This is a genomic window from Zeaxanthinibacter sp. PT1, assembly GCF_028464225.1.
Lineage (GTDB): Bacteria > Bacteroidota > Bacteroidia > Flavobacteriales > Flavobacteriaceae > Zeaxanthinibacter.
In genome coordinates, this window is record NZ_JAQPCN010000004.1 from 64384 (window position 1) to 85230 (window position 20847).

The 20847-nt window shown below is 46.4% G+C and carries 20 protein-coding genes; 5 read left to right on the plus strand and 15 right to left on the minus strand.

Features of this window, described 5'->3' with window-relative positions:
- Positions 1-69: 69 nt before the first annotated feature.
- From PP178_RS11460 to PP178_RS11480, 5 genes are read left to right on the plus strand one after another with little or no spacing between them, the layout of a single operon-like run.
- Positions 70-360 carry a riboflavin synthase subunit beta gene (locus PP178_RS11460; protein ID WP_272594488.1) on the plus strand — a complete coding sequence of 97 codons (291 nt, stop codon included), beginning with the start codon at positions 70-72 and terminating at the stop codon, positions 358-360.
- Positions 360-2207 carry a DNA mismatch repair endonuclease MutL gene (gene mutL, locus PP178_RS11465; RefSeq protein ID WP_272594489.1) on the plus strand — a complete coding sequence of 616 codons (1848 nt, stop codon included), beginning with the start codon at positions 360-362 and terminating at the stop codon, positions 2205-2207. The genes PP178_RS11460 and mutL overlap by 1 nt, the downstream gene beginning before the upstream one ends.
- Positions 2208-2951, plus strand: a complete 744-nt coding sequence (locus tag PP178_RS11470; protein ID WP_272594490.1) for a rhomboid family intramembrane serine protease — start codon at positions 2208-2210, stop codon at positions 2949-2951.
- Between the two features lies 1 nt (position 2952).
- On the plus strand, positions 2953-3828 hold the full coding sequence (locus tag PP178_RS11475) for a rhomboid family protein (protein ID WP_272594491.1): 876 nt from the start codon (positions 2953-2955) through the stop codon (positions 3826-3828).
- The gene (locus tag PP178_RS11480) at positions 3770-4861 is read left to right on the plus strand and encodes an endonuclease/exonuclease/phosphatase family protein (protein WP_272594492.1); all 1092 of its coding nucleotides are present in this window, start codon (positions 3770-3772) and stop codon (positions 4859-4861) included. Before PP178_RS11475 ends, PP178_RS11480 begins: the two co-directional genes overlap by 59 nt.
- Here the strand turns inward: PP178_RS11480 and PP178_RS11485 are convergent.
- From PP178_RS11485 to PP178_RS11555, 15 genes are all read right to left on the minus strand, one after another.
- Entirely contained in the window at positions 4842-5162 is a 321-nt protein-coding gene (locus PP178_RS11485) for a DUF6122 family protein (RefSeq protein WP_272594493.1), read from the minus strand. The two genes, PP178_RS11480 and PP178_RS11485, sit on opposite strands and share 20 nt — an antisense overlap.
- Positions 5155-5790, minus strand: a complete 636-nt coding sequence (locus tag PP178_RS11490; RefSeq protein ID WP_430974722.1) for a WbqC family protein — start codon at positions 5788-5790, stop codon at positions 5155-5157. Before PP178_RS11490 ends, PP178_RS11485 begins: the two co-directional genes overlap by 8 nt.
- A 70-nt stretch (positions 5791-5860) precedes the next feature.
- Positions 5861-7558, minus strand: a complete 1698-nt coding sequence (lepB, locus tag PP178_RS11495; protein WP_272594495.1) for a signal peptidase I — start codon at positions 7556-7558, stop codon at positions 5861-5863.
- A gap of 54 nt (positions 7559-7612) precedes the next feature.
- Positions 7613-8314 carry a 4-hydroxy-tetrahydrodipicolinate reductase gene (gene dapB, locus PP178_RS11500; protein ID WP_272594496.1) on the minus strand — a complete coding sequence of 234 codons (702 nt, stop codon included), beginning with the start codon at positions 8312-8314 and terminating at the stop codon, positions 7613-7615.
- Positions 8315-8317: 3 nt separating this feature from the next.
- Positions 8318-8959, minus strand: coding sequence for a DUF5683 domain-containing protein (locus PP178_RS11505; RefSeq protein ID WP_430974724.1), 642 nt, complete (start codon positions 8957-8959; stop codon positions 8318-8320).
- Positions 8952-9857 carry a ParB/RepB/Spo0J family partition protein gene (locus PP178_RS11510; RefSeq protein WP_272594497.1) on the minus strand — a complete coding sequence of 302 codons (906 nt, stop codon included), beginning with the start codon at positions 9855-9857 and terminating at the stop codon, positions 8952-8954. The genes PP178_RS11505 and PP178_RS11510 overlap by 8 nt, the downstream gene beginning before the upstream one ends.
- Positions 9857-10630 (minus strand): ParA family protein, encoded by a 774-nt coding sequence (locus PP178_RS11515; protein ID WP_272594498.1) that lies wholly within the window; start codon positions 10628-10630, stop codon positions 9857-9859. The genes PP178_RS11510 and PP178_RS11515 overlap by 1 nt, the downstream gene beginning before the upstream one ends.
- A gap of 146 nt (positions 10631-10776) precedes the next feature.
- On the minus strand, positions 10777-12945 hold the full coding sequence (scpA, locus tag PP178_RS11520; RefSeq protein WP_272594499.1) for a methylmalonyl-CoA mutase: 2169 nt from the start codon (positions 12943-12945) through the stop codon (positions 10777-10779).
- On the minus strand, positions 12938-14317 hold the full coding sequence (locus PP178_RS11525; protein WP_272594500.1) for a methylmalonyl-CoA mutase subunit beta: 1380 nt from the start codon (positions 14315-14317) through the stop codon (positions 12938-12940). The genes scpA and PP178_RS11525 overlap by 8 nt, the downstream gene beginning before the upstream one ends.
- Positions 14317-14643: an FtsB family cell division protein gene (locus PP178_RS11530; RefSeq protein ID WP_272594501.1), complete on the minus strand. Its 327-nt coding sequence runs from the start codon at positions 14641-14643 to the stop codon at positions 14317-14319. Before PP178_RS11530 ends, PP178_RS11525 begins: the two co-directional genes overlap by 1 nt.
- Positions 14640-15248, minus strand: coding sequence for a uridine kinase (gene udk / locus PP178_RS11535; protein ID WP_272594502.1), 609 nt, complete (start codon positions 15246-15248; stop codon positions 14640-14642). The genes PP178_RS11530 and udk overlap by 4 nt, the downstream gene beginning before the upstream one ends.
- Before the next feature lie 95 nt (positions 15249-15343).
- Positions 15344-16417, minus strand: a complete 1074-nt coding sequence (locus tag PP178_RS11540; RefSeq protein ID WP_272594503.1) for an anhydro-N-acetylmuramic acid kinase — start codon at positions 16415-16417, stop codon at positions 15344-15346.
- Positions 16404-18008, minus strand: coding sequence for a glycoside hydrolase family 3 protein (locus tag PP178_RS11545; RefSeq protein WP_272594504.1), 1605 nt, complete (start codon positions 18006-18008; stop codon positions 16404-16406). The genes PP178_RS11540 and PP178_RS11545 overlap by 14 nt, the downstream gene beginning before the upstream one ends.
- 8 nt (positions 18009-18016) lie before the next feature.
- The gene (locus PP178_RS11550; RefSeq protein ID WP_272594505.1) at positions 18017-19279 is read right to left on the minus strand and encodes an MFS transporter; all 1263 of its coding nucleotides are present in this window, start codon (positions 19277-19279) and stop codon (positions 18017-18019) included.
- Positions 19263-20798 (minus strand): glycoside hydrolase family 10 protein, encoded by a 1536-nt coding sequence (locus tag PP178_RS11555; RefSeq protein ID WP_272594506.1) that lies wholly within the window; start codon positions 20796-20798, stop codon positions 19263-19265. The genes PP178_RS11550 and PP178_RS11555 overlap by 17 nt, the downstream gene beginning before the upstream one ends.
- Positions 20799-20847 lie beyond the last annotated feature (49 nt).

Consider the following 20847-nt stretch of genomic DNA (forward strand, 5'->3'; position numbering starts at 1 on the left):
GTTAACAATTTTTGGCAGCGAAGTTTCGGCACTCTTTTTGTTTTTAAGTAACTTTGAAGGGATAAGATCATGGGAAGATTCACAAAATTACGTAAGAACAAAAAGTTTGATTACTCGCCTCGCTACTTTGACGATAAAGGTGAAGGAAGTCCATTTAAAATTGAACACAGGCTGGATAAATTCCGTACAACCGTCGATTCCCCAGGGGGGATAAGACGGAGATGGAACCAGGCGATGTCTGATATGAAGAATGCAGGCGACCGCAATTTTAAATGGAGGTTCTATATCATCTTAGCCATCCTGATCCTGATCTTCCTGTATATCATAGACTTTGATCTTTCAATTTTCTATACCCAATAATGCCTGACAGAATTCAACTCTTACCGGATCACGTAGCCAACCAGATCGCTGCCGGGGAAGTCGTACAACGACCTGCTTCTGTAGTAAAAGAACTCCTGGAAAACGCTATTGATGCCGGGGCTGAAAATATTCAACTGATCATAAAGGACGGGGGCAAGACCCTGATACAAGTCGTGGACGACGGAATGGGAATGAGTGTCACGGATGCGCGGCTGAGTTTTGAAAGGCATGCTACTTCTAAGATCCGCAATGCAGATGACCTGTTCCACCTGAACACCAAGGGATTCCGGGGAGAGGCCCTGGCCTCCATCGCGGCTATTGCGCACGTAGAAATGAAAACCAGGCCGGGTTCCGATGAGCTCGGGACACTGTTGAGTATACAGGGTAGTCGCATCACGGACCAGGAAGTTATTACCACCCCGGTAGGAACTTCCGTGGCGGTTAAAAATCTTTTCTTTAATATCCCGGCACGTCGTAATTTCCTGAAGTCCAAACAAGTAGAGTTGCGACATATTACAGATGAATTTCATAGGGTAGCCCTGGCCCATCCCGGAATAAGTTTCCAATATTTTCACGACGGGAACGAATTATTCAATCTCCCTGATACCAATCACAGGCAGCGTATTGTGCATCTTTTTGGCGGTAAGACCAACGAGAAGCTGGTACCCGTAACTGAAGAAACCCAGGTGGTGGAGATCTCGGGGTTTATTTGTAAGCCCGAATTTGCAAAGAAGAGCAGGGGTGAGCAGTTCTTTTTCGTCAACGACCGATTTATTAAGAGCCCCTACCTACATCATGCCGTGTCTGCAGCTTTTGAAGGTCTTATCCGCTCTGATGTTCACCCGGGTTATTTCCTGTTCCTTAAAGTGGATCCGGGATCTATCGATATCAATATCCACCCGACCAAGACAGAGATCAAATTTGACGATGAGCAAACACTTTACGCTATCCTGCGTTCCTCAGTAAAACACAGCCTTGGGCAATTTAATATAGCACCGGTATTGGATTTTGAAAGGGATCAGAACCTGGATACCCCGTACGACTTTAAAGAAAAAGGGGCGCATCCACCACGGGTATCTGTCGATGCCGGATTCAACCCCTTTAAAGAGGAGCATAACAAAAGATCAGCGCCCACCCAATTCAGTTCCAGGCAGGAAAGTAGCTGGGAAAGCATGTATGTAGGCCTGGATTCGCAGGTTGGTAGTGAAGATACGCTTTCTGTATTGCCGGTGGAATCCGACTCCTACACCAGTTCAATTTTTGACTCGGATGGTGAAAAGGAGCAAAGAGGGAATAGTTTCCAATTACGACGGAAATATATTGTTACCACTATAAAATCAGGGATGTTGGTCATTGACCAGAGCAGGGCACACCAGAGGGTCTTGTATGAAAAGTTCCTAAAAAGTATAACGATCAAGAATGCCGTGAGCCAGCAGTTGTTGTTTCCAATGGTCCTGCACTTCAGCCCCTCCGAGATGAATATGATCCGGGAAATCAGGGAAAGCCTTGTTGCCATTGGATTTGCCTTTGGAACCTTGGGGGAAGAACAGCTGCAGGTAACCGGGGTTCCGCTGATGGTAAACAGCAGCGAAGTGGGAATGGTCCTGGACCACCTGATATCGGATTACCAGTCTGAGCAGGAGGCAGAGAGTTTTTCTCAGACCGATATCTTATCCAAGACCTTGTGCAAATCACTCGCGGTGAAATCGGGTGAAATCCTGGATGCAGAATCCCGGATGGCCCTTGTAGATGATCTGTTCGCCTGTAAAGAGCCTGCGCTGAGTCCCTTTGGAAAAAAAACCTATATCACCTTAACAGAATCAGACATCGATAAAAAATTTATATAAATGGGTAGATTAACAGAAGCTATAAAACATTTACTGATCATCAATGTGCTGTTTTTTATAGCGACATCTCTTTACCCGGAGCAGATGTATCAATGGTTCTCTCTCTGGTTCCCTAAAAGTGAAAACTTTGAAATCTGGCAGATCCTGTCGCATATGTTTATGCACGGCGGCTTTATGCATATACTTTTCAATATGTATGCCTTATGGGCTTTTGGTACCCCTCTTGAAAGGATGTGGGGACGCAATAAGTTCCTTTTCTTTTATTTTTCAGCCGGACTTGGCGCCGCTCTTATCCACTCCGGAGTTAATTATTATTACTTTAATGAAGGGATGGAGGCGTTGGTGAACAGTGGCCTGGCCAGAGGAGAAGTGATGGACATCATTTCTCAAGGGAAGTACAGTCCTGATTGGTACAATTTGGCATCACAATCGACCATTGACAACTTCCTCAGTGCTTATAATACACCTGCAGTGGGTGCATCGGGGGCTATATATGGTATACTAGTGGCCTTTGGAATGTCTTATCCCAACAGCGAATTGTTCCTTATCTTTCTGCCGGTGCCCATCAAGGCTAAATTCTTTATCCCCGTGCTGATTGGGCTCGACCTATTTTCCGGAGTTACCGGGTATTCGATTTTCGGGAACGGAATCGCACATTTTGCGCACGTCGGGGGGGCACTATTCGGATTCCTTATGATGTGGTACTGGAAAAAGAATCAATTCAATAATAATCGATGGGATTAACATGGATGCTGGAAACCTGAAATACCAATTTGCAAGGCTTAGTATTGCTGAGAAACTCATCGCTATCAATGTAGCTATTTTTTTGGTGAATGGCTTAGTTACATTCTTAATGGGAATGCCGGCAGATGCAATCATGCGCTGGTTTGAACTTCCCAAGGACTTCAATGATTTTATCGTACAGCCCTGGGGTTTGGTCACCTATTCTTTCTTCCATGCCGGGCTATGGCACTTGTTCTGGAATATGATCATGCTGTATTTCTCGGCCCGGATCTTCCTTAACCTGTTCGGCCCCCGCAGGTTTACCAATGTCTATTTCCTCGGGGTAATCGCCGGGGGGCTGATGTTCTTACTCAGCTATAACGTCTTTCCGGCCTTCAGCGGAATTAATTCATCCCTGATCGGCGCTTCGGCAGGAGTTACAGCAGTACTAATTTTTGTGTGTACCTATATTCCCAACCAAGAGGTGCGACTCCTCTTTTTCAATGTTAAGCTCTGGTATATCGGGGTGTTTTTTGTTCTGATGGACCTGGTGCAGATCCCCATGGGTAACGCCGGGGGGCATATTGCACATTTGGGTGGTGCCCTGTTGGGATACATCTACGCAAGGCAGCTCCTGCATGGGAAGGACATAGGGGAGGGATTTTCCAACGCCCTGGACGGTATCGGCAATATGTTCCGCAAACGAGACAAGAAGGTTCCTTTGCGGACGGTCTACCGAAGAAAACCCGGTGGAGAGAAGCCGACTAAGGAGCAATATGATAAAGAGGCCACCCAGCGCAAAATAGACGGGATCCTGGATAAGATCAGCAAGTCCGGGTATGAAAGCCTTTCACAGGCGGAAAAGGACTTCCTCTTTAAAGCAGGTAAAGAAGATTAGTGCTGTGGGCGTCAGGAAACTTATAGATGGGCTTTTGCGCATCATCACTATAGCGGTAAGCAGCTTGCTGCTGTTGTCCTGCCTTACTCCTTATGTACCCGTTAGAGGTCTTTTGTCATTTTTCGGCTTTGTCAGTCTCGGGGTGCCTTTGCTGGTATTGACAAATCTGCTTTTTTTCCTGTTCTGGTTATTGAGGAAGAAACGTATTTTAATAATGCCCCTTACTGCCCTGGTCCTAGGGTATTTTCTTTTAGGTAGTTTTTTCCAATTTCGTCTAAAGGAAAATCCCATAGATGAGGAAGATCTAAGTATTCTAACGTTTAATGCCCATGGATTCAATAATGGTTACAGGAAGATAAAACGAGAGAATGTAGATCTTGAAATTATAGATTTCGTCAATAGCATGGATCCGGATATTGTCTGCTTCCAGGAATACGATGGGAGGCAGTCCGAAAATTTCCAGCAGCATCCATACAGGTACATTAACCTCGAAGCACACAGGTCTACTCAAGCAATACTTTCCAAGTACCCAATTGTAGGAAAGGGCTCTCTGGATTTTCCGGAGACGGGAAATAATGCAATCTATGCTGACATACTTTATAAAAAAGATACCATACGGGTCTATAATATGCATTTCCAATCCTTCCAGGTGATCCCTTCCCGGCGCCTACTGACCTATGAATATTCCGGCCGAGCCCTGGGCAAGTTAAGTGATGCATTCCCAAAGCAACAGCAACAGGCAGAACTGCTTAAGGCGCACAGCAGGGAGGTGTCTTACCCTGTAATCATCAGCGGGGACATGAACAACACTCAATTCTCTAACGTCTACAGGACGGTGGCTGAGGATATGGAAGATTCATTTGAAGAGGCGGGGACCGGTTACGGGCGCAGCTACAACTTCCGTTACTTTCCCCTACGTATAGATTTCATCCTGGCAGACCAGCATTTTGAAACCAGGGCACACAAAAATTTCAATGTAAAATTATCTGACCACTTCCCGGTCATGGCTTCTTTCAGGCTGAATCAAGAATAAAAAGACAGTCAACGGCATCGGCCACCATGTGGATAAGACAGGCAAGGCCGACGATCCTCAGGGGTTTCCAGATAAGCAGGGCAGTGTACAGTGCGATCGCCAGGTAGGAATGCAATAGATGAAAACCAATACTGCAGCGGTTGGGATCAAAAATGGGTTCGGCCCACAGGTGATCCACATCTAACAGGAAACCGGCCAGGAGAATCAGGGAAGCTTTGATCCTTTTACCGGGGTAGAATGCAAGTGCAATACCGATAGGCACCAGGATATGGATTCCGTAGTGTAATACGAACCTAAGCATCTCCTGTTTTTAAATTAAGTTGGTCCAGGTAGGCAGGTGCTTCCGGACCAAGGTTGAACAATAAATCGAGCGTACTGAGATTTTGAAGGAATCCATGGCGATCCATGAATACCTGCCGGTATTCAGGAATTGTCACGATGTACTCCGCCTTTGCATTCACCAATCTTCTTCCATCCACAACGCCTTCTGGATCTGATTCCCAGCGGGTGGTTTTGTGCTCCGGGAAATCTAACTGAAGACATTCGCAAAGGACTCGGGCTGTTTCAAGGTTGAGTTCCATCAGGTAGGTGAACTCGTTTTTAAATAGGGGCAATAACTCGTCTTCGTAAAACTCGAAAAAAGGCGAAGTGCGGTAGGCTGTCTGAATGCCGCGCCAGTGTTGCCGCTGCCAGGGATAGGAATTTTCCAGTTTTACGGAGCGGTAATCCTGCCTGCCCTGGGAGCCCCCAACATGTTTAATGGGAATGTTCAGCATTTGTCTCCCCTGGTCCGTGGCGATATAGGTCCTGTTCCTGTAGGTTTGTTTTTGATAATGATCCTGTACCTCCCACACCACCTCCTGTTGTGCGAGATGGGCAAAACTTATGATATCCGGGAAATAAGTAGGGTGCATTACTATTCTGCTCATCACCGACGCGATAATTGGTTTCGTGCTTTGGCCGGCTTACCGGCCTGGATACTGGCGCTAAAACCGGGGATTATTGTTTCTTTCTCCTCTTCCTGAAATAGTCAAATACAAACCAACCCGCCAGGGCGATCAGGAAATAGCGAAAGTAGGACCGGGGCTCCCCGTCACCACCCACCGTGGTAAAGAACCTGTCCCACCTGGGTTTCCAGTTGCTGAAACCTTCATTAATACCTTCTATGCTCATCCAGATAAATACTGGCTTTCCTACGATATGGTCTGCCGGGACATAGCCCCAGGTTCTACTATCTTCAGAGCGGTGACGGTTATCACCCATCATCCAGTAATAATCCTGCTTAAAGGTGTAAGTGTCAGTAGCTTCTCCATTGATCAGCACCTGGTTCCCGGAAACACTGACCGTGTTGTTTTCGTAATCGCGGATGATCTTCTTGTATAATGGTAAAACCTCCAGGTTCAGATCTATGGTCTTACCTCTTTCAGGGATATAAATAGACCCGAAGTTGTCGTTATTCCACGCAAATGCTTTGTCTTGCGGGAAAATATTATAACCCGGTTTTCCTGGCGCTTCCAATTGGCGCTTTACCGAATCTATGGCGGTATTGGCTTCAAGGGAAGCGGCCTCTTTTTCGGTCATGGTAACGGTGCGTTCGCGTTCTGTAACCTCCCTGAGGTTTAGTTTGGCCTTACGGATGACCGATACGGGGATCCCGTAATGATTGGTATACAATTCTACCTCCCCGTTCTGAGCCTGTTTGGCCCCAAGCAGGTAGTCGCTCAGCGCAACCACCTGGGCCTGGTTTAAGGGTCCTGATATATATTTACGTGTAAATTCTGTGATACCCACCTCTGCCAGTAACCTCGAAGAGACGCCTTTGCCTGCATAAATGTTATAGGTATACTGGGGTTTTGCCCTGCCCGGTAACTGTGTCTTCTGCCCGTTGATATGCACATAGCCATCAATAACGGATAGCGAATCGCCCGGAAGGCCTACACAGCGTTTGACGTAATTACTTTTTTTATCGATCGGCTTGACAACTCCTTCCTCTTTCTTAAAAAACACCCGGACCGTATCTGCCGGCCAGCTGAACACTACAATATCATTACGTTTAATCTCCTGCAGCTTGGGAAGCCTCATGTAAGGTAACTGGGGCTTCTTTAAATATGAACGTATGCCTAATACCGGTAACGTATCATGTACCATAGGTGCTGCAACGGTAGTCATGGGAATACGGGCCCCGTAATGAAATTTACTTACAAACAGGAAGTCGCCAACGAGCAGGGTCTTTTCTAAAGAACCTGTAGGAATGACATAGGGTTGAATGAAATAGGTGTGTACCAGGGTAGCAGCCACGATGGCAAAAACGATAGAGCTCACCCATTCCCCCAGGGCTGTCTTAGGTTTCAGGCTCCTGTCTTCAACGTAGGTAACATCTAAGCTGTAGTTTACATAATAGATGTAAAAACCAAGAGTGAGAATGACCAACCAGGTCTCCAGCAGGCTGTTCCTTCCAAAGCTGCGAATGGTTTCTACCCAGATCACAGGGAACATCAACAGGTTAATTATGGGTATAAAGAGGAGGAATACCCACCAGGAGGGCCTGCCAATGATCTTCATCAGAACTATGGCATTGTAGATAGGAATGGCTGCTTCCCAGGCTTTCCTGCCTGCTTTTACATATAATTTCCAGGTTCCTGCAAAATGAATTAATTGGATGATAAGGATGAAGAGTATCCAGGATGTTCCGTCCATATTGTAAATAGTATTATTTGTCGGCCCTTTGCGGGCCAGCTCAGGATATTTAGATTAATTAAGGTTCAGTACATCTTTCATGCTATAAACACCCGTCTTACCAACGATCCATTCGGCAGCAACGACAGCGCCCTGCGCAAATCCCTCGCGGTTATGTGCCGTGTGTTTAATTTCAAGCGAATCTACAGAACTTTTATAGGTTATGCTATGCGTACCCGGTACAGATCCTTCCCGTTTGGAATGTATGGGAACAATACCTTTCCCTGTCTTATCCAGCTTCCACTCTTCGTAGTTTCCCTGTTCAATAATCCCTTCTGCCAGTGTTATTGCCGTTCCGCTGGGCGCATCAAGCTTTTGAGTGTGATGAGTTTCTTCCAGGTCCAGCTGGTATTCTTCTAACTGGCTCATCATTCCCGCCAGGTATTTATTCAGTTCAAAAAAGATATTCACCCCAAGGCTGAAATTAGAAGCGTAAATAAACGCCCCTTTAGTTTCCTTACAGATCTGGATGGCCTCCGGGTAGCGATCTAACCAACCAGTGGTTCCAGAGATGACAGGCACACCATTTCTGAAGCAACTGGTAATGTTATCAAAAGCAGCGTCGGGCGTACTGAAATCAATGGCGACATCCATTTGGCTGAAGTCCAAGGGCAGGCCCCCCTGATCCACCTTGGCTACGATCTCGTGACCGCGCTCCAGGGCTATACCTTCGATCATTTTTCCCATTTTGCCGTAGCCGAATAAGGCGATCTTCATAAGTTATAATTTGATGGTAAAGGCCAACCCGTAATTCGGGTCTGCACTAATAGGATGATATTCCAGGTAAGGTTTAAGCTCAAGGCTCAGGTCTTCATCCACGTTAAACTGTTTTAAGTGGGCATCTACGTTGGCATCTATAATATTGAGAGCATAGAGTCCAAGGGTAATTACCAGGGCAAGGTCCCGGTCTCTCTGGTAACGTTCCTGTGCATCCTGCAGGGCCTCATCAGAGAGGTCCGGACTGCCTGGTACAACACCGGAATTGTTTAGATCATAAAATTCATCATCGGTAAAGCCTGCCCTTCTTCGCTTAAAAGCATCCCGGAAACGATCGTACAAATCATCATTGTAGATATAGGCGTACACCCCGGTTCCAATAGCCCCGAAGACAATAGGTACTTTCCAGTATCGCTGGTTGTAGATTTGACCCAGCCCGGGTAATACGGCAGAATAAAATGCGGCTTTACTCGGCGCCAGCGGATTTATTGCTTTCCGCTTAACGCGGTTCGCCTTCATAATCGCTTTGGGATTGCCATCGTCTACAATGCTATCCTGATCGGTCTCTCCGGGCTGCACTTCCTGCGCAGGCAGTGGAAGCCCAAGTATCAGGACCAGGCAGAAAAACAGTAGATTCTTAGGCACCTGTGAGTAATTTTTTTAATCGCTCAAATTCATCTTTGGATCCAAAGGAAATAGTGATCTTTCCTTTTCCGCGATCAGAGGCTTTAACTTGTACATCAGTCTCCAATGCTTTTTTAAAGTCCTTTACACTATCTTTTGCAAAGGCAGGCAGTGTTTTTTGGGTCTTGGATACTGTTTCTTTCTTGCCTCCTCCTTCATGATAGGATTGAACCAGTTTTTCAGTATCCCTGACCGAAAGGTTCTGGCCCACTATCTTTTCATAGATATCTATCTGGTCTTCTTTCTTTTCCACGTTGACCAGGGTACGGCCATGGCCCATGGAGATGAATCCATCGCGCATGCCTGTCTGGATGATAGGGTCTAACCTTAATAGTCTAAGATAATTGGTGATCGTAGAGCGTTTTTTCCCAACCCTTTCGCTGAGTTTTTCCTGGGTCAGTTGAATTTCGTCCATCAGGCGCTGGTAAGAAAGAGCGATCTCTATAGGATCCAGGTCCTGACGCTGTATGTTTTCTACCAGGGCCATTTCTAAGGACTCCTGGTCATTAGCGATCCGGATATAGGCAGGAATAGTCTCCAGCCCGATCATCTTGGAGGCGCGATACCTGCGCTCCCCGGACACCAACTGGTAAGTGTTAAAATCCAGTTTTCGAACCGTGATGGGCTGAATTAGACCCAGCTCCTTGATCGAGGATGCCAATTCTTCCAAGGCCTCGTCGTTGAAATTAGAACGTGGCTGGAATGGGTTTACCTCTATGCTGTCAAGTTCTAATTCCACGATATTCCCAACCAATTGGTCAGCATTCTTATCGGATACCGATTTAATATCGTTCTCAGGGTCTTTAAGCAGTGCGGAAAGCCCTCTGCCCAACGCTTGTTTCTTGATTGCTTTCGCCATTATACTTTCTCCTTGTTTTTCTTCAAGAGCTCACTGGCCATGTTAAGGTAATTGGTCGCTCCTTTACTGGCCGCGTCATATTTAATGATAGATTCCCCGTAACTGGGTGCTTCGCCCAATCTTACGTTTCTCTGGATAATGGTATCAAAGACCATGTCACCAAAATGTTTCTTTACTTCCTCCACTACCTGGTTAGAGAGTCGCAAACGCGAATCATACATGGTAAGAACCATGCCTTCTATGTCCAGGTCAGGGTTGTGAATTCGCTGCACACTTTTAATGGTGTTCAGTAGTTTACCCAGGCCTTCCAGTGCAAAATATTCGCATTGGATTGGGATGATAACCGCGTCTGATGCCGTTAGGGCATTCAGGGTGAGCAGTCCTAAGGAGGGTGCGCAATCGATCAGGATATAATCGTATTGTTCCCTCAGTTGACCGATGGCTTTTTTCATCATATCTTCCCGGTCATCCTTGTCTACCAATTCAATTTCTATCGCCACCAGGTCTATATGTGATGGGATAAGGTCTACATTGGGGGAAGAAGTATGAATAATTGTTTCTTCGGCAGTTTTAGTATGTTCCATTAACTGGTAGGTACCCAGTTCTACTTCGTCTACGTCAATTCCAAGTCCTGAAGTGGCATTAGCCTGGGGATCGGCGTCGATGATCAATACTTTCTGTTCTAATACACCTAGCGAAGCTGCAAGGTTCACTGTGGTGGTAGTTTTTCCAACTCCACCTTTCTGGTTGGCTATAGCAATGATCTTGCCCATGTTCGTACAAGTTAGGGGTTAAAAATACGATTAATTAGCTTGACAAAAAATGTAATTTGTTAACACTAAGTGAATAACTATTTAGGCCATAAGGCCTTATCTGCGCGCTTCCTGCAGTTTAAGGATGATACCGCGATACTATCTATTTAGTTCAGTAATTTTTCCAGGATTTCGATAGCGGCTTCACTGATACGGGTGCCCGGGCCAAAAACGGAACTCGCTCCGGCATCTTTAAGATAAGGGTAATCCTGCTTGGGGATTACACCTCCAACGATGACCATTATATCTTCTCGCCCGTACTTTTTTAACTCCTGGATCAGTTCCGGAACCAGGGTTTTGTGTCCGCCGGCCAGGGAAGATATCCCCAGGATGTGCACGTCGTTTTCCACTGCCTGCCGGGCTACTTCTGTCGGGGTCTGGAAAAGGGGACCTATATCCACATCAAAGCCTAGGTCTGCATAACCCGTTGCAATGACTTTAGCACCCCTGTCGTGCCCATCCTGGCCCATCTTGGCTACCAGTATCCTTGGTCGCCTGCCTTCCAGTTCAGCAAAGCGATCAGACAATTCACGGGCTTTTTTAAATCCTTCATCTTCTGCCATTTCTTTAGAATATACTCCTGTAAATGTTTTTACTTCTGCGGTATGGCGGCCATATGCGGCCTCCAGGGCATTGCTGATCTCCCCTAAAGTAGCTCTTGCTTTAGCGGCCTTAACGGCCAGTGCTAATAGGTTGCCGGATTCCCAGTCTGCTGTAACTGAGACGGCTCCCTTCTCTTGTTTCTGTTTAGCCGCTGCTGTGATCATGTCTAAAGCTGAACGGACCTCATCGCTATCCCGATCTTTTTTTAGAGCTGCCAGTCGATCTAATTGTTTACGTCTAACTTCCTGGTTGTCTACTTCCAGGATCTGAAGTTCATCTTCTATTTCGCGCCTGTATTTGTTTACTCCTACAATACACTCCTGCTTGCTGTCTATTTTAGCTTGTTTCCTGGCAGCAGCTTCTTCTATCCTCATCTTAGGGATTCCGGCTTCTATGGCCTTGGTCATTCCCCCTAATTCCTCAACTTCATTCATTAAGGCTTTCGCTCTTTTACAGAGCTCATCGGTGAGCGATTCCACGAAATAACTTCCGGCCCAGGGGTCAACGGTCCTCGTCATTCCCGTTTCCTGTTGCAGGAATATCTGGGTATTCCTCGCGATACGGGCAGAGAATTCACTGGGTAAAGCAATGGCTTCATCCAGTGCATTGGTATGCAGACTTTGGGTACCTCCAAACACGGCAGCAGCTGCTTCGATGGTGGTGCGGGCCACATTGTTGAATGGATCCTGTTCGGTAAGACTCCAACCACTGGTCTGGCTGTGGGTGCGAAGAGCCAGTGATTTGGGGTTCTTAGGCTGAAATTGTTTCATCTCCTGAGCCCAGAGTAGCCTGGCAGCCCTGAGTTTAACCACTTCCATAAAATGATGCATCCCTATACCCCAGAAAAATGACAATCTCGGGGCAAATTTATCGATATCCAGGCCGGCCTTCAAACCTGTTTTAACGTACTCTAAACCATCCGCGAGGGTATAGGCGAGCTCCATGTCTGCCGGTGCTCCTGCTTCATGCATATGGTAGCCCGAAATACTGATGCTGTTAAACCGAGGCATAGCCTTGCTGGTATATTCAAAGATATCAGCAACCAGTTGCATGGAAGGGGTAGGAGGGTAGATATACGTATTGCGGACCATGAATTCCTTAAGAATATCATTCTGTATGGTTCCGGCAAGTTGCTCGGGAGAGACTCCCTGTTCCATGGCAGCGACAATATAAAATGCCATTATCGGGATCACTGCCCCGTTCATGGTCATGGAGACAGAGATCTTATCAAGCGGGAGACCGTCAAAAAGGATTTTCATGTCTTCGACAGAATCTATGGCGACACCCGCTTTCCCTACATCACCTACAACCCTGGGGTGGTCACTGTCATACCCCCTGTGCGTAGGCAGGTCAAAGGCGACGGACAGTCCTTTTTGCCCTGCGGCCATATTACGACGGTAAAACGCATTGCTTTCTTCAGCAGTACTAAAACCTGCATACTGACGGATGGTCCAGGGACGCTGCACGTACATCGTTGCATATGGTCCTCTCAGGTAAGGTGGGGTCCCTGCGCCGAAATCCAGGTGTTGAAGATCCTGCAGGTCAGATTTACTGTAACACGGTTTTATGTCAATGCCTTCTGCAGAGCGATAATTCTCTTGCTGCCCTTTGGCTACGGCCCTGTTTTTACTGCCGTTTTCTATGGTAAGGTGCTGTATATCTTTTCTACTCATTTTCCAGTCGCGTTTTCTCAATTCCCTCCGCCAGTCTTCTTTCCAATATCGGTTCTATCAATGTTTTCCTGCGCCTGATCTTCCTGAATGGATCAATCTCCAGGTCGTTTTTCATGCGGTCCTCAGGATTCTGGTATTTGTTGGTGCCTACAAGGATACGTTCTTGTTGATCAAATGCTTGCTGCTCTTTCTTGGCGTTATCTGCGATCTTCTTCTGGATGTTATGATTTCTCAGTTGTGCGAGGAATCCACCACCGGCCTCGATCTGCTTAAAGAGCTGCAGGGCCTTTTCAGCTAGTTGCCGGGTGATGGTTTCAATATAATAACTACCGGCTGCCGGGTTGGAGACCTTATCTAAATGACTCTCTTCTTTCAGTAATAACAACTGGTTACGTGCAATGCGATCCCCAAAGTCATTGTGATGATGGTACAAGGCGTCATATGGCATATTCACTACCGTATCTGCATTTCCCAAGACCGCACTCATGCATTCGGTCGTGGTTCTGAGCATATTGGTGTTGTAGTCGTAGAGAGTCTTGTTCCTATGTGAGGGCACAGCCAGGATATGACAGTCGGTGCTTAAGCCATAGTCTTTTGCAAGTGTACTATACAATATCCGCAACGCCCTGAGCTTGGCGATTTCGAAGAAATAGTCAGAGCCAACGGCTACATAAAAAACAGCCTGGCCGATATTCTTGCCTTCGCTATGATTGATATATTCATGGATGTGGGCCAAGCCATAGGCCAGCTGCTGTACACTGTTAGCGCCTGCATTCTGGTATAAGGACATGTCTACACTATAACAATGGAATCCCTGTTTCTGCCCGTATTTCTTGAGAATTTCATCCCAGGTATCGTGATCTTCCTTTTGCCCGGTATACCAGTTTCCTGTTCTTGCCAGGTTACCCAGGATATCTGTGTGAAAAAATATTCCTGCAGGATTCTCCGGGGATGATTTAACTACGGCCTCCAGGTATTCTTCGGAAAGAAAGTCCAGTAAAAAATGCAGCTGTATTTTTTTGAGATCAATGCCTTTAAGCAGGATTTCCGGGGCCATTGCTTCACTGGATATTCTGAATACGATCGACTCTGTTCCTTTTTTCAGGATATCCATTGCTTTAGTATTAGCAACCTCGGCATTTTCAACTCGAATAAATTCACCAAGGTGCCAGGGTTGAGGGCAGTTTGCAGCGGATATCGAATCGTGACCGGTGTCTTCCTGGTGGTAAAATGGTTTTACCTTTATCCCTTCAGGTGATTCCCAGACTAAAGATTCGTTATAATCTGCACCTTTGAGGTCTACCTGTATCTTCTGCTTCCATTCCTTGGGCGTTAGTGGGGAGAAATCAAAGTGCAATTTCGTATTTTCCATTAGGGTTGGGATTTTATGCTGTCTTCGTACTCAATAAGGTAGATCTCTTCGTTCTTCTTCTTCAGATAATATTGTTCCCTGGCAAATTTTTTAATTTCCTCCGGGTCAGAAAGTTTGTCGATGATTTCTTTATCCTTGGCAATCTCTTCTTTCAGGAATTCCTGTTGTTTTTCAAGTTTCCGGATTTCTTTCCTCAGTTCTAAATGGATCAAGAGCGAATTGGTATCAAAAAACAGCATCCAGATCAGGAATACAGTGAGGATAAGAACGTAAATATTGCTCACGATCCCAAACCATTTCTTCTTCTTAAGATCTTTCAGTTTCACAGCAGCTTCTCAATTATTATGGTCCTCACGATGTCAACGGCAACCGTATTGTATTTATTATTCGGAATAATAATATCTGCGTGCTCTTTTGTCGGTTCAATGAACTGGTCGTGCATTGGCTTTAAGGTGGTCTGGTAACGGTATAAGACCTCGTCTATATCTCTTCCACGTTCATTGATATCCCTTTTCAATCTTCTGATGAGACGCTCGTCCGAGTCGGCATGCACAAATATTTTGATATCAAACATTTCCCGGATCTCGGGATGTGTCAGGATGAGGATCCCTTCTACGATCATCACTTTACTGGGTGGAGTATGAACTGTTTGCCCCGTCCTGTTATGCGAGGCAAATGAATAGACCGGCTGTTGAATGGCTTCACCTGCACGAAGTTGGGTCAGGTGTTCTCCCAGCAATTTAAAATCGATGGCTTTTGGATGATCAAAATTGATCTTACCACGTTCTTCAAAAGAAAGATGGGATAGATCGTTATAGTAAGAATCCTGGGATATTACACTTACCTCCTTGTCCGGTAATTCTTCAATGATCTGATTGACAACGGTTGTCTTTCCACAACCTGTTCCTCCCGCGATTCCAATGATCAGCATCTGCTTTAATTTTGGTCCAAAAATAAGGATTTGAGCCGAAACCTGAAGACGATAAAATGCTTTTTACCAACAGTGCCTGGAAGTGTTAAAAACTATCAGGGCTCAAAGATAAGACCACTACTGGAGTCTTTCTCAGCCCCGGTTACCGAACTCAGCACATTATTTTTTCCCTCCAATCGCATGACACCCATCAGGGCAAAAACCAGCGCCTCCTTATATTCGACCAGGGTGCGGTCCGGGATTACCACCTCTCCAATTTCGCTGAGTTTTTCCCGGAGTACTTCAACCAGGAAAGGATTGAACGCACCGCCTCCTGTTACAAGGATACTGTTTTCCCCGCTCTTCCGGTGATTCTCCACGGATAAGGCAACTTGCTCACAGATATGATGTACAGAAGTATGCAGTAAGTCTTCAACCGAATATTGGTCTGAATCAATAAGAGGAACAACTTCCTCCAGGAACCACTCGTAGCCTGTGGATTTGGGCATTGGTAGGCTGTAGTACGGAAGATTGTTCAGCGCTTGCAATAATTCTTTTTGCAGTTTTCCTTTCCTGGCAAGTGCGCCGTCCTTATCATAATCCAATCCAACGGTTCCGGCAATATGGTTCAGGATCATATTGGCCAGGCCGATATCATATGCCACCCTATGCCCGTTTTTTTCGAAGGAGATATTACTGATACCGCCCAGGTTAAGGCAAAAATCATAGTTCCCGAAGAAAACACGGTCCCCAATGGGTACCAGGGGAGCACCCTGCCCTCCCAGGACAACGTCATAAGAGCGAAAATCAGCTATGGTCCTTAGCCTACTAGCATGTGCCACATTTTGACCGTAACCCAGCTGAAAAGTGAATCCGGATTGGGGCTGGTGGTGAGAGGTATGACCGTGACTAGCGATAAAATCGATATCCAGCTGCTGTTCACGGGCAAATTCGGCAGCCATCCGGCCAAGCCAGGTGCCGTATTCGTGGTGTAATTTCAACAGTCCCGTTGCTGGTAGTTGTATAGAATCTATCAGCCTGGATCTCCATGCTGCAGTATAGGAGATATTTTTACTTGCCTTTATTTCGTACTCCCAGCCTTTATCACTGGAGCTAATATGGCAATAGGCAAGATCGAGACCATCCAGGGAGGTCCCTGACATCATTCCAAGAACTTTATAATTTTTCATTTAAGTCGTTTTTAAGGGTTACAGGAAGAATTCCGGGAGCCTGGGCTTCACCCAAAAAATATCGGGCTGCATACACCTGGAAAGGAAGCAAATCCTGGTAAGCGACAACCACAGCTCTGGCCGAAGAGATATCTAGCAGATCCAGCATATACGGATTACCAAAAAGATAGAGTATCACATTTCTTTTACGGATCAGGCCATTCAGCAGCTGGAGGATTTCATTGCTGAAATCAAAATTATCAGCGGGTTTTACCTTAGGTGGATTAAGGGCTATGACCAAGAACTTACTGGAGTTGTCAAAATTGACCTCAAACTGCTGATCGGAAGGGTGCAGGTAGGTAATCCCTTCAGCTTTAACCCCAATTTCCCTGAAAAAAGCCGAGTCTGAATTTTTGGAAATAGACAGGCACTCATAACCATGCTGAGTAAGTTCATTTCTCAACCCGGGTGCTTCAAACAGGGATGTAAGGCTTGCCGCGGCAAGTTCCCGGTTCAGGTTGGCAGGATCAGCTGGCTCCACAAAAGATTCCGGTTGTCTGGCCGTGGCTTTGGCTTTTAGTTTCCAGACCCTGCTAAATGCATCGTTTATTGCCGCCTCAGAACCTTTTTTCAGGATCATTTCTATGCCTTCTTCCACATGTTCTGTAAAACAAAGCACATCATTACCGGCGCTGAACGCGGCAAATTCTAACGCGCCTTTCTCCGGGTATAGCCTGGACACGGCGTGCATATTGAGGGCGTCAGAAACAACTACACCCTGGAATCCGAGCTCACCGCGCAAGACTTCTTTGATGATCAGCGGGGAGATCGTTGCAGGCATATTTTCACCCGGATCCAGGGCAGGAACCGAAAGATGTCCTACCATAACCGAATCTACCCCTGCTGCTATCTGGGAACGAAATGGAACTAACTCCCGCTCGTCCAGAAGAGCTCTGTCTGCACTGATCAAGGGTAAACCGAGATGAGAATCCGTGGCCGTGTCTCCATGCCCGGGAAAATGTTTGGCGGAAGTCAGTACGCCTCCGGCTTGCATACCTTTCATAAAGGCAGTGGATTTGCGGGCGACCAATTCTGCAGCTTCTCCGAACGATCGATAACCGATGACAGGATTATCGGGATTGCAATTAACATCTGCTACCGGGGCAAAATTCCAGTGAATTCCTTGCTTGATACAATCCTGTCCTATGGCCTTCCCTGTCCTAAAAACGAGTTCTTCATTATCCTGTATAGCACCAAGTGTAATGGCATATGGATATTGAGGGGTGTCTTCTATGCGCATTGCCAGGCCCCATTCAGCATCTATACTGATCAAAAGTGGAATAGATGCCGCAGCCTGGTAACGGAGAATAAGCTGTCTTAAGACAGTGAGACTGTCTTTATTGTAATCGATCTTTTTAGCTCCTTCAAAATTAGTCGCGGCACTGGCGCGGCTATGAAAGAAACAGATACCGCCTATTTGCCTGTTTTGGATCAGTGCCTCCAGTTTTTGAATTTCTTCTTCCGAGTCATTGATAAAGGCAGCGGGCATAAATAATTGCCCGACCTTCTGTTCGGTGCTCAAAGTGCTAATAGGGGGCAGAGTATAGGACATAGTTTCTGTTATTCATTCGATTTTTTCCCGTAATCATCAGGATATTTCAGGAATTTTAGCATCAGCAGTGCGGGTAGGGCAGCTATAACCACCCAGATAAAGAAGCCGGAATATCCCAGCCACTCCTGTATATAACCGCTGATCATACCGGGTAGCATCATGCCCAGGGCCATAAACCCAGTAGCGATAGCATAGTGGGAAGTCTTCGAGTTCCCGTCGGCTATATAAATTAAATAGATCAGGAAAGCAGCAAAACCGAAGCCGTATCCAAATTGTTCCAGGACCACTGTAGCGACAATGGCACCCATATTAGTCGTTTGGGTTACGGCCAGTATGGCGTAAAGAATATTGGGTGCATTCAAGGAAAGTACCATGGGCAACATCCATTTCCGTAAACCATCACGCGAGATCAAAATCCCTCCCAGGATTCCACCCAGGGATAACATGATTACCCCGATGGTTCCGTAGATGACACCGATGGCCTTGGTCGACAATCCCAGGCCTCCCACTTCTGCACTGTCCAGCAGGAAGGGCTGTGCCATTTTAACCAACTGTGATTCCCCGAGCCGGTAACATAAGATAAAACCCAGGGCCAGCCCGATCTGGGGTTTCTTGAAAAAAGAAGCAAAAACCTCAAGGAAATCCTTTGGTTTCTCCCGGTTGGGATCCGAAGCTTCGAATTTAGGGGTTACAAAGAAATTGGCGACTGTCAGGAGCAGCATCAGTACTGCGGCAGAAACCATGGTGACAGACCAGGCCCTGGTATTGTCTCCCCACAGCTCTTCCAGGAAGCCGGCCAGGACAACGATCAAACCACTCCCGGTAACCATGGCCAGCCTGTAAAAAGTACTGCGGATACCCACAAAAAAGGATTGCTTTTTTTGTGTAAGCCCGATCATATAATAGCCGTCTGCGGCAATATCATTAGTGGCCGAGGCAAATGCTGCAACCCAGAAACAGGCCAGGGTGGTTATAAAGAACTGGTTGGTTGGCAAGGTAAGACCCACGCCCAGCAAGGCAATCGAAATGAGTAACTGCATGGCCAGGAACCATGTGCGTTTGGTGCTTTTCAGATCAACAAAGGGACTCCACAATGGTTTAAGGACCCAGGGCAAGTAAAGCCAGCTGGTATAAAGGCCTATATCCGCGTTAGATATGTCTAACCGCTTGTACATGGTGACCGATACGGTAACTATCAGTATATAGGGAATGCCCTGTGTGAAATAAAGGGTCGGGACCCAGGCCCAAGCCCGTTTATCTTTTTGAATCATACTGTCGACTTTGCGCTAAATGTAGAAAAATAGGTTGGCTTTCCTTTCCATAGCGATCTAAAAAGCTGATTTGGATTTTTTTCCTGCGTTTAAGGCGATCTACAGGCAGGCTGAATTGATTTTCCGCATTGATCCGAACCTTTGCCAGCAGCTCTTTTGGGGCTAAAAGTTGATTAGCTTTCTTTTTCCGTGCCTTATAGATCAAGGCATAGGTCCAATTAGACGCTTCAGGGGGAGTAATGGTAAAGTCCAGGGTATCGCCGGAACTGCTGGACTCAATTAGGTCCGGGGTGGCGGCAGGGAAAGGTGGAGCCAATGGGGTAACCGGGGTCAAGGCCGGCAAGGGGTATATTTTCCTTTCAAATATTCTGACAAGTTCCTTTTCTGCGTTCATGAGTGATTTGGCACTGAAATAGGCATTGCCCTGTACCGCCTTGCTATTCCTGGCATAATTGACTTGTTTTAATAGCTCATCGTTTTGGTTCCAGGCCAGATCCGGGTTGTTCTTAACTTTGTAAGTGCCATTACCGACATAGAGGTTAGACGTACTTTTATTCGCCGACCACCAATCGACGATTTTCCTGTGCGAAGCAACTTCGTAATCCATACTCCAGTAAACCTGGGGAATCAGGTAGTCTATCCAACCTTCATTCATCCATAATAGAGGATCGGCATATAAATCTTCATAAGTAGTCTGCCCGGCTTGGGTATCTGAACCCCTTGGATCCGTGTCCTTGTTTTTCCATACTCCAAATGGGCTGATGCCAAACTGCACCCAGGGTTTGTGCTTTTTTATTGCATGATGAACCTTTCTGACCAGCGAATCTACATTACTCCTTCTCCAATCATCCAGGGTCTGGCCTGCTTTGGAATAGGTTTGGTACGCAAGGGAATCATTTAAATTTTCCCCGGAGATCTTATAAGGGTAAAAGTAATCGTCAAAATGGATGGCATCTACCGGGTAATTGAGGACCAGTTCTTCCATTATGGCGGTAAGCCTATCCTGCACTTCCGGCAGACCGGGGTTATAATAGTATTTAGTACCATAGGGCAACATCCACTCAGGATTTTTCTTAAGATCATGCTCCTCAGCAAGGGCAAGGGTGTCCAAACTCATGGTAGCGCGGTATGGATTCAGCCAGGCATGGAATTCGAGCCCTTTTTCGTGCGCGGCTGCGATCATCCATTCCAAGGGGTCAGCAACAGTGGGGGCTTTTCCTTCTTTCCCGGTCAGGTAGCGCGACCATGGCGCCAACTCAGTAGGGTAGAAGGCATCCCCGGCCGTTCGGACCTGTACGATTACCGCGTTAAAATGGAGGTCTTTGTAGAAGTCCAGAATCCGGTTAAAATCCTGTTTTTGAATCTCCCATGAAGCATTGGGATCCCTTGGCCAGTCGATATTAGCCACCGTAGCTATCCAGACTCCCCTGAATTCCCTTTTTGGGGCAGGGGAGGTGGTTTTAAAAATTCCGCATGAAGCCAGTGACAGTATTAACAGTAAACCTATGGCCTGTCTCATAAAAAACATTGAATTGGGAGGTGAAGATACTTTAATATACTATTTCCAC

Excerpts from the sequence above, each read along its gene's own strand:
- PP178_RS11555 (WP_272594506.1), bottom strand. The coding sequence starts at position 20,798 with ATGAGACAGGCCATAGGTTTACTGTTAATACTGTCACTGGCTTCATGC.
- PP178_RS11460 (WP_272594488.1), top strand. The coding sequence starts at position 70 with ATGGGAAGATTCACAAAATTACGTAAGAACAAAAAGTTTGATTACTCG.
- PP178_RS11490 (WP_430974722.1), bottom strand. The coding sequence starts at position 5,790 with ATGAGCAGAATAGTAATGCACCCTACTTATTTCCCGGATATCATAAGT.
- PP178_RS11545 (WP_272594504.1), bottom strand. The coding sequence starts at position 18,008 with ATGTCCTATACTCTGCCCCCTATTAGCACTTTGAGCACCGAACAGAAG.
- PP178_RS11525 (WP_272594500.1), bottom strand. The coding sequence starts at position 14,317 with ATGGAAAATACGAAATTGCACTTTGATTTCTCCCCACTAACGCCCAAG.
- PP178_RS11470 (WP_272594490.1), top strand. The coding sequence starts at position 2,208 with ATGGGTAGATTAACAGAAGCTATAAAACATTTACTGATCATCAATGTG.
- PP178_RS11485 (WP_272594493.1), bottom strand. The coding sequence starts at position 5,162 with ATGCTTAGGTTCGTATTACACTACGGAATCCATATCCTGGTGCCTATC.
- lepB (WP_272594495.1), bottom strand. The coding sequence starts at position 7,558 with ATGGACGGAACATCCTGGATACTCTTCATCCTTATCATCCAATTAATT.
- PP178_RS11515 (WP_272594498.1), bottom strand. The coding sequence starts at position 10,630 with ATGGGCAAGATCATTGCTATAGCCAACCAGAAAGGTGGAGTTGGAAAA.
- mutL (WP_272594489.1), top strand. The coding sequence starts at position 360 with ATGCCTGACAGAATTCAACTCTTACCGGATCACGTAGCCAACCAGATC.
- udk (WP_272594502.1), bottom strand. The coding sequence starts at position 15,248 with ATGCTGATCATTGGAATCGCGGGAGGAACAGGTTGTGGAAAGACAACC.
- dapB (WP_272594496.1), bottom strand. The coding sequence starts at position 8,314 with ATGAAGATCGCCTTATTCGGCTACGGCAAAATGGGAAAAATGATCGAA.
- PP178_RS11480 (WP_272594492.1), top strand. The coding sequence starts at position 3,770 with ATGAAAGCCTTTCACAGGCGGAAAAGGACTTCCTCTTTAAAGCAGGTA.
- PP178_RS11510 (WP_272594497.1), bottom strand. The coding sequence starts at position 9,857 with ATGGCGAAAGCAATCAAGAAACAAGCGTTGGGCAGAGGGCTTTCCGCA.
- PP178_RS11475 (WP_272594491.1), top strand. The coding sequence starts at position 2,953 with ATGGATGCTGGAAACCTGAAATACCAATTTGCAAGGCTTAGTATTGCT.
- PP178_RS11550 (WP_272594505.1), bottom strand. The coding sequence starts at position 19,279 with ATGATTCAAAAAGATAAACGGGCTTGGGCCTGGGTCCCGACCCTTTAT.
- PP178_RS11540 (WP_272594503.1), bottom strand. The coding sequence starts at position 16,417 with ATGAAAAATTATAAAGTTCTTGGAATGATGTCAGGGACCTCCCTGGAT.
- scpA (WP_272594499.1), bottom strand. The coding sequence starts at position 12,945 with ATGAGTAGAAAAGATATACAGCACCTTACCATAGAAAACGGCAGTAAA.